This window comes from Streptomyces sp. NPDC058464 (assembly GCF_042721035.1).
Taxonomy (GTDB): domain Bacteria; phylum Actinomycetota; class Actinomycetes; order Streptomycetales; family Streptomycetaceae; genus Streptomyces.
This window is the reverse complement of record NZ_JBHXMA010000024.1, coordinates 25,322-33,051: the sequence shown is the minus strand read 5'-3', so window position 1 is coordinate 33,051 and position 7,730 is coordinate 25,322. Positions and strand designations below refer to the sequence as shown.

Genomic DNA, 7,730 nt, shown 5'->3' with positions numbered 1-7,730 from the left:
GGGGGGGGGCCCGCGGGGTGGCGGCCGCGGGGCCTGTCGCGGGGGGGTGGCCCCCGGGGGGGCGGGGGGCCCCCCCCCGGCCCCACCGCCGCGTCCGGGAGCCGTCAGCCGGTGTTGCGCAGGCCGGCCGCCACGCCGTTGACCGTGAGGAGCAGGGCGCGGGCGAGCAGCGGGTCGGCCGCCTCTCCCGCTGCGGCCGCGTCGCGCTGGCGCTTGAGGAGGGTGACCTGGAGGTAGGAGATCGGGTCCAGGTAGGCGTCGCGGATGGTGAAGGTCTGCTTGAGGACCGGGGTGGCGTCCAGCAGTTCGGCCTCACCGGTGATCTTCAGGACCTCGGCGACCGTCAGCTCGTGCTCGGTCTTGATGGTGTCGAAGACGTGCTTGAGGTGGTCGGGGACGAGGGTGTCGACGTAGTGCTGGGCGATCCGCAGGTCCGTCTTGGCGAGGGTCATCTCGACGTTGGAGACGAAGTTGCGGAAGAAGTGCCACTGTTCGTGCATCTCGTCGAGGACGCCCTCTCCTCCCAATGTTGCAGTCAGGCCGGCCTCGCGCAGGGCCTTGAGGCCGGAGCCGACGCCGAACCAGCCGGGGACGATCTGCCGGGACTGGGTCCAGCCGAACACCCACGGGATGGCGCGCAGGCCGTCGAGCGAGACGCCGGAGCCGGGGCGGCGGGAGGGCCGGGAGCCCAGGTGCAGGTCGGCGAGCTGGTCCACCGGCGTCGACGCGAGGAAGTACGTCGGCAGGTCGGGGTCCTCTACCAGGCGGCGGTAGGCGGCGTGGGCGGCGTCGGAGACGACGTCCATGGCGGCGTCCCAGCGGGCCAGCGCCTCCACGGACTGGCGGGGGGACGTGTGGAGGGCGGAGGCCTGGAGGGTGGCGGCGACCGTCAGTTCCAGGTTCTCCCTGGCCAGGGAGGGGATCAGGTACTTGTCGGAGATGACCTCGCCCTGCTCGGTCACCTTGATCTCGCCCTCCAGGGTGCCCCAGGGCTGGGCGAGGATGGCGTCGTGGGAGGGGCCGCCGCCGCGGCCGACGGTGCCGCCGCGGCCGTGGAAGAGGCGCAGCCGGACGCCGTAGCGGTGGGCGACGTCGCGCAGGCGGCGCTGGGCGCGGTGGATCTCCCACTGGGAGGTGGTGATGCCGCCGAACTTGGAGGAGTCGGAGTAGCCGAGCATGACCTCCTGGACGTCTCCGCGCAGCGCGACCAGGCGCCGGTAGGAGGGGTCGGAGAGCATGTCCTCCAGGATGGTGTCGGCGGCCTTGAGCTCGTCGGTGGTCTCCAGGAGCGGCACGATGCCGACCTTGGCCCAGCCGGCGTGCAGGTCGACCAGCCCGGCCTCGCGAGCGAGGACGGCGGCGGCGAAGACGTCGTCGGCGCCCTGGCACATCGAGATGATGTACGACTCGACGACCTCGGGGCCGAAGATCTCCAGGGCCTTCTTCACGGTCTCGAAGACGCCCAGGGTCTTGGCGCCGGCCGCGTCGACGGGTGCCGGGGTCGGGGCCAGCGGCCTGCGTGACCTCAGCTCCTTGGCGAGGAGCTTGGCGCGGTACTCGCGGGGCATGTCGGTGTAGCGCCAGGACTCCTCGCCGAGGCGGTCGAAGAGCTGGCCGAGGGCGTGGTGGTGGGCGTCGGCGTGCTCGCGGACGTCCATGGTGGCGAGCTGGAGGCCGAACGCGGCCAGGGTGCGGATCGTCCGGGCCAGGCGGCCGTCGGCGAACAGGCCGCCGCGGTGTTCGCGCAGGGAGGCCTGGATCAGGCGCAGGTCGCCGAGGAGTTCGGCGGTGCCGAGGTAGTCGCGGCCCGGCTCGTGCGGGGTGCCGGTGGCCAGGCGCTGCTTGGTGTTGATCAGCTTCTGCCGGATGCAGGTGGCCTTGAGGCGGTAGGGCTCCTCGGCGTTGAGCCGCTTGTAGCGGGGGCTGATCCCGGGCAGCAGCTCCAGGTCGGTGCGCAGGGAGTCGAGGAGTTCCTCGGTGGCGCCGGTGTAGCGGATGGAGTTGGAGAGGAAGCCGCGCAGCTCGTCGATCATCTCCAGGGCGTCGTTGATGCCGTGTTCGTGCTGGAGGATGAGGACGTCCCAGGTGACCTGGGGGGTGACGTTGGGGTTGCCGTCGCGGTCGCCGCCGATCCAGGTGCCGAAGGTGAGGGGGCGGGTGTCGTCGGGGAGCTTCACGCCGACCCGCTCCAGCTCGGCCGTCAGGTCCTCCAGGACGTCGCCGACCGCGTCGGCGTGCAGCTCGTCCAGGTAGTAGATGGCGTTGCGGGCCTCGTCGGCGGGCTCGGGGCGGACGACGCGGAGTTCGTCGGTCTGCCAGACGAGGTCGATGTTCTCGGCGAGGCGGATGTCGGTGCGGCGGCGGTCGGACTCGATGACCGGGGTGTCCAGGAGCGCGGCGATGCGCCGGAGCTTGTTGAGGACCGAACGGCGTGCGGCCTCGGTGGGGTGGGCCGTGAACACCGGACGCACGTTGAGGTTCTGCACGGTCTGGCGCAGGTGCTCGGGGTCGGCGTCCTTGAGCCGGTCGGCGGTGCGGGCGAGGAGGCCGCCCTCGGCGGCACGGCGGGCGCGCAGCTCACGGCCGCGGTGCACCTGCTCGGTGACGTTGGCGAGGTGGAAGTAGGTGGAGAAGGCGCGGACCAGCTTGGCGGCGGTCTCCAGTTCGGTGCCCCGCAGCAGTTCGGCGGCGGCCTCGCCGTCCTCGCGGGTGAGGCGGCGGACCTTCTCGACGAGTTCCAGCAGCTCGGGACCCTCCTGGCGGACGAGGGTCTCGCCGAGGAGGTCGCCCAGTCGGCGGATGTCGGCGCGCAGCTCACTGCTGGTCGTGGTGGTCTGGTCGTCGGCACTGCTCACAGGTGCGGCTCCTTGCAGTGTTGAAGCTCGTCTGGAGGGAACCCGTCGGTCGGCCGGGCGGCAGGCGGGGCCTGTCCGCATAGGGGCCGGACATCAGGGAAGGAAACAGAGCGGACCGCGCTGTCCGACCGACTCCAAGGATAGGTGTCCATGAGGACGCGCAGGTTCTGGGGCTCTTGCCGCGAGACGCCTCACTGCCATACTTACGTCGCCGTAAGTTACGGAACCGTAGGGAAGTACTCCTTTCGTCCCGTCCGGTCACCGCGGATCGGCGTCTCTCTCAACACTCGACCCCACAGGGAACGCGCATGACCTCGTCTGGTTCCAATGTGATCGAAGACCCCCGGAAGGCGGCCGACACCACCCACCCCTCCGCCACCCTGGGGGGCGAGCGGAAGGGTTCGCTGGAGCAGATCACCCTGTTGCTGTTCATCGTGGTGCCGTTCCTCGCGCTGCTGGCGGCGGTGCCACTGGCGTGGGGATGGGGCGTGAGCTGGCTCGACCTGGGCCTGATGGTGTTCTTCTACTATCTGGGCTGTCACGGCGTGACGATCGGTTACCACCGCTACTTCACCCACGGTTCCTTCAAGGCGAAGCGGCCGCTCAGGATCGCGCTGGCGATCGCGGGGTCGCTGGCGGTGGAGGGGCCCCTGGTGCGCTGGGTGGCCGACCACCGCAAGCACCACAAGTTCTCCGACGCGGAGGGCGATCCGCATTCGCCGTGGCGGTACGGCGAGACGGTGCCGGCGCTGATCAAGGGCCTGTGGTGGGCGCACATCGCCTGGATGTTCGACGAGGAGCGGACCCCGCAGGAGAAGTACGCGCCGGATCTGATCAAGGACCCGGCGATCCGGACCATCTCCCGGCAGTTCATCTACTGGACCGCGCTGTCGCTGGCGCTGCCGCCGCTGATCGGCGGGCTGGTGACGATGTCCTGGTGGGGTGCGTTCACCGCGTTCTTCTGGGGGTCACTCGTCCGGGTGGCGCTGCTCCATCACGTGACGTGGTCGATCAACTCGATCTGCCACGCGGTCGGCAAGCGGCCGTTCAAGTCGCGCGACCGCTCGGGCAACGTCTGGTGGCTGGCGGTGCTGTCCTGCGGCGAGTCCTGGCACAACCTGCACCACGCCGACCCGACCTCGGCGCGGCACGGGGTGGAGCGCGGGCAGCTGGACTCGTCGGCGCGGATCATCCGCTGGTGCGAGCAGCTGGGGTGGGCCTACGACGTGCGCTGGCCGTCACGCTCACGTATCGATTCGCGCCGTGACACCGGGGAAGGCGGCTCCCGACAGGGGGCGGAGGCCGCGAAGGCGGCATGATTGACGCCGTGGCGACCGACTCCAGCACCCCCAGTCCCGAAAAGCAGCGGCGGGCACGTCGTACCCGTATGACCGGGGCGGAGCGCCGCCAGCAGCTGTTGGAGATCGGTCGCACCCTCTTCGCGGCGAAGGGTTTCGAGGGCACCTCGGTGGAGGAGATCGCGGCGAAGGCCGGGGTCTCCAAACCGGTGGTGTACGAGCACTTCGGCGGCAAGGAGGGGCTGTACGCGGTCGTGGTGGACCGCGAGATGCGGCGCCTGCTGGACATGGTGACCGGCTCGCTCACCGCCGGCCACCCCCGTGAACTGTGCGAACAGGCGGCCTTCGCCCTCCTCGACTACATCGAGGAGTACACGGACGGCTTCCGGATCCTGGTCCGGGACTCCCCCATCCCGCAGTCGACGGGTTCCTTCGCGTCCCTCATCTCGGACATCGCCACCCAGGTGGAGGACATCCTGGGGCGCGAGTTCAAGAGCCGCGGCTTCGACCCCAAGCTGGCCCCGCTGTACGCGCAGGCGCTGGTGGGCATGGTGGCGCTGACCGGCCAGTGGTGGCTGGACGTGCGCCGCCCGAAGAAGGCGGAGGTCGCCGCCCATCTGGTGAACCTGGCCTGGCACGGCCTGGACGGCCTGGAGGCGAAGCCGCACCTGATAGGGCGCCGCAAGGCCTAGCACCGCGAGGCCCGGGACCGCCTCAGGTCCCGCAGGGCTCCAGGAACTCCAGCCGGTTGCCGACGGGGTCCTCGGAGTAGAAGCGGCGGTAGCCGGGGAGGTCGTCGTCCCAGGTGACGGGGGCGCCGTGGGCGGTAAGCCGGGCGGCGTACGCGTCGATGTCCGTGACCCGCAGGCCCGGGTGGGCCTTCTTCGCCGGCCGGAAGTCCTTGTCGACGCCCAGGTGGAGCCGGACGGCACCGGCCTCGAACCAGCAGCCGCCGCGCGCCGCGAGCACCGGAGGCTTGGCCACCTCGGTCATGCCGAGGACGTCCCCGTAGTACGCCCGCAGCGCGTCCTCCGAGCCGGGCGGGGCGGCGAGCTGGACGTGGTCGACGGCGGCGAGCATCAGCCCTCCTTGCGGGCGACGGCGAACAGGCGGCGGAACGGCAGGACCGTGCCGTACGGGGCGCTCGGGTAGGCCTCCCGCAGCAGGTCGCGGTACTCGGCGACGAAGGCGTCCCGGGCCTCGGGGTCGTCGCCCAGGGCGGTGAGGGCGGGGCGCAGTCCGGTGCCCTTGACCCAGTCCAGGACGGGGTCCTCGCCCTCCAGGACGTGCAGGTAGGTGGTCTCCCAGACGTCGGTGGCGCAGCCGAGGCGGGCGAGCCGGTCCAGGTAGGCGACGGGCGGGTGGACGGAGTCCTCGTGGCGCAGGACGTCGGCGAGCCGGGCCTTCCAGCGGGGCGTCGCGGCGAGCTCGCGCATCAGGGCGTGCAGCGGCGCGTCGATGTTGTTCGGCAGCTGGAAGGCGAAGCTGCCGCCGGGAACGAGCGCGTCCAGCCAGCCGGCGAAGCGGTCGAGGTGGCCGGGGACCCAGTGGAGCGCCGCGTTCGACACGATCAGGTCGTACGACCGTTCGGGCGCCCAGCTGCGCAGGTCGGCGTGGGCGAAGTCGAGGCGGCCCCCGCCGGGGGTGGGTCCGGCGTGGTCGACCTGGGCCTTGTCGAGCATCGCGGTGGAGTTGTCGTAGCCGGTGATGTGCGCGGTGGGCCAGCGCTCGGCGAGGACGGCGGTCACGTTGCCGGGACCGCAGCCGAGATCGGCGATGACCGGGGGTTCGCCGGGGAGGTCGGGGACGCGGGCGAGGAGGTCGGCGAAGGGGCGGGCGCGGTGGCCGGCGTGGCGGAGGTACTGGGTGGGGTCCCAGGAGGGCGTCGTCATGCACACCACTCTCCCCGGGAAGATCTCTTGATGTCAAGAGACTCGATATCAAGAGACTTCACGTCGACACAACCACTACACTGATCGTCATGGAGGACGAGGTCGATCGGCTGGTGGCTGCGTGGCGCCGGGAGCGCCCGGACCTCGACGTGGAACCGCTCGAGGTGCTCAGCCGGGTGAGCCGGCTGGCACGGCATCTGGACCGGGCACGTCGGCTGGCCTTCGCCGAGCACAGCCTGGAACCCTGGGAGTTCGACGTGCTGACCGCGCTGCGGCGCGCAGGCACGCCGTACCAGCTCTCCCCCGGGCAGCTGCTGACGCAGACCCTGGTCACCTCGGGGACGATGACCAACCGGATCGACCGGCTGGCCAAGAAGGGCCTGGTGGAAAGGCTGCCGGACCCCAGCGACCGGCGGGGCGTGCTGGTACGCCTGACCACCGAGGGCCAGGACCGCGCGGACCAGGCCCTGGCGGGCCTGCTCGCCCAGGAGCGCGCGATCCTCGGCGAGCTCTCCCACGCCCAGCGGACCGAACTCGCGGGGCTGCTACGGCAGTTGACGGCGCCGTTCGACAACATCCCGGGCTAGGCGCTCCGCTGGGAGTGCCGCGGTAGGCCGTCGGTCGGCTGCGGCGCCGTCGTGGCTGGGCGCGCCCACGCGGCGGAGCCGCATATTGATACAGCCCCGCGCCCCTTACGGGGCGCCGGTCAGGCGCTGCTGCTCTCCTCCGGCATGATCCGCCCAGCAGGCCCCAGGTCCACCGGCCCGACCCCCGCTCGCCGCGCGAGCGCGACCGCCGCCAGGGTGGAGTGGACGCCCAGTTTGCCGAGGACGTTCTGCATATGGGTGCGGACGGTGTGCGGGGACAGGAAGAGGCGCTCGGCGACGGCCTTGCGCCCCAGGCCCGCCACCATGCACCGGAGCACTTCCCGCTCCCTCGGCGTGAGGGACTCCACGAGCCGTTCGCTCTCGGTGCGGTGCTTGCGCGCGGCCGTCAACTCCCGCAGCACCCCGGTCAGCAGGGCGGGCGGCAGATGCGTCTCGTCGCGCAGCACGCCCCGGATGACGTTCAGCAGCCGGGAGAGCGAGCAGTCCTTGGCGACCCAGCCGCAGGCGCCGGCCTGCAGGGCCAGGGCCGCGCGCCGCGGGTCGTCCTTCTCGGCGAGGACGACGACCCGCACGGCGGGCTGGGCCGAGCGGACGCCGGCGACCAGCGATATGCCGTCGACCAGCCCCTCCTCGTTGGCCTCCTGCACCGGCACGGCCGCTCTGCCGCCGGGCAGTTGACCGCCCAGGTCGGCGTCGACGAGCAGCACGTCGTAGCGGCGGCCCTCGGCGACCGCGCGCTCCAGGCAGCGCAGCGCGGCCGGACCGCTGCCGGCCGCGGACACGTCGACGTCCGGCTCGGCGGCCAGTGCGGCGGCCAGAGACTCGGCGAAGATGCGGTGGTCGTCGACGACCAGGACTCGGATGCGAACCACGAAACCCCCTTCCCCAGTGCTCTTCACGAGCAGGGGATACCCCAAGGTCCGGAGAACGACGACCCATGCGGACACGACACCCGCGGAGGGACGGAACCGCACGGCCGCCGCCGTGCCTGAACTGCTACCCCCACCGCGGGCGTCGTATCCGACTTGTCTCGCCCCCTGATCAGTACCGGCCCCCACCGGTACTGCTCATCAGAGT

At 71.6% G+C, this 7,730-nt stretch carries 7 protein-coding genes; 3 read left to right on the top strand and 4 right to left on the bottom strand.

The features are described from left to right. Nucleotides 1-104: 104 nt before the first annotated feature. On the bottom strand, nucleotides 105-2,855 hold the full coding sequence (gene ppc, locus ACFWPQ_RS29045) for a phosphoenolpyruvate carboxylase (protein WP_384040936.1): 2,751 nt from the start codon (nucleotides 2,853-2,855) through the stop codon (nucleotides 105-107). A 308-nt stretch (nucleotides 2,856-3,163) separates the two neighbouring features. On the opposite strand from ppc, the gene ACFWPQ_RS29040 reads away from it, so the two are divergent. Together ACFWPQ_RS29040 and ACFWPQ_RS29035 are read left to right on the top strand one after the other, a co-directional pair. Beyond that, complete coding sequence (locus ACFWPQ_RS29040) at nucleotides 3,164-4,174, top strand: acyl-CoA desaturase (RefSeq protein WP_384040933.1); 1,011 nt, start codon at nucleotides 3,164-3,166, stop codon at nucleotides 4,172-4,174. Continuing rightward, nucleotides 4,171-4,845, top strand: a complete 675-nt coding sequence (locus tag ACFWPQ_RS29035; protein ID WP_384040930.1) for a TetR family transcriptional regulator — start codon at nucleotides 4,171-4,173, stop codon at nucleotides 4,843-4,845. The genes ACFWPQ_RS29040 and ACFWPQ_RS29035 overlap by 4 nt, the downstream gene beginning before the upstream one ends. 22 nt (nucleotides 4,846-4,867) lie before the next feature. Here ACFWPQ_RS29035 and ACFWPQ_RS29030 read toward each other — a convergent pair whose 3' ends face one another. Further along, on the bottom strand, nucleotides 4,868-5,233 hold the full coding sequence (locus tag ACFWPQ_RS29030) for a VOC family protein (RefSeq protein WP_384040927.1): 366 nt from the start codon (nucleotides 5,231-5,233) through the stop codon (nucleotides 4,868-4,870). After that, entirely contained in the window at nucleotides 5,233-6,045 is an 813-nt protein-coding gene (locus ACFWPQ_RS29025; RefSeq protein ID WP_384040924.1) for a trans-aconitate 2-methyltransferase, read from the bottom strand. The genes ACFWPQ_RS29030 and ACFWPQ_RS29025 overlap by 1 nt, the downstream gene beginning before the upstream one ends. Before the next feature lie 89 nt (nucleotides 6,046-6,134). Here ACFWPQ_RS29025 and tamR point away from each other — a divergent pair, with 89 nt between their 5' ends. Further along, nucleotides 6,135-6,632, top strand: coding sequence for a MarR family transcriptional regulator TamR (gene tamR, locus ACFWPQ_RS29020; protein ID WP_384040921.1), 498 nt, complete (start codon nucleotides 6,135-6,137; stop codon nucleotides 6,630-6,632). Nucleotides 6,633-6,751: 119 nt separating this feature from the next. On the opposite strand, the gene ACFWPQ_RS29015 is transcribed toward tamR, so the two are convergent. Continuing rightward, entirely contained in the window at nucleotides 6,752-7,525 is a 774-nt protein-coding gene (locus ACFWPQ_RS29015; RefSeq protein WP_384040918.1) for a LuxR C-terminal-related transcriptional regulator, read from the bottom strand. Nucleotides 7,526-7,730 lie beyond the last annotated feature (205 nt).

What these genes read in the sequence shown, in the direction of transcription:
- ACFWPQ_RS29040 (WP_384040933.1), top strand. Translation starts at nt 3,164, where the DNA reads ATGACCTCGTCTGGTTCCAATGTGATCGAAGACCCCCGGAAGGCGGCC.
- ACFWPQ_RS29035 (WP_384040930.1), top strand. Translation starts at nt 4,171, where the DNA reads ATGATTGACGCCGTGGCGACCGACTCCAGCACCCCCAGTCCCGAAAAG.
- ACFWPQ_RS29030 (WP_384040927.1), bottom strand. Translation starts at nt 5,233, where the DNA reads ATGCTCGCCGCCGTCGACCACGTCCAGCTCGCCGCCCCGCCCGGCTCG.
- ACFWPQ_RS29025 (WP_384040924.1), bottom strand. Translation starts at nt 6,045, where the DNA reads ATGACGACGCCCTCCTGGGACCCCACCCAGTACCTCCGCCACGCCGGC.
- tamR (WP_384040921.1), top strand. Translation starts at nt 6,135, where the DNA reads ATGGAGGACGAGGTCGATCGGCTGGTGGCTGCGTGGCGCCGGGAGCGC.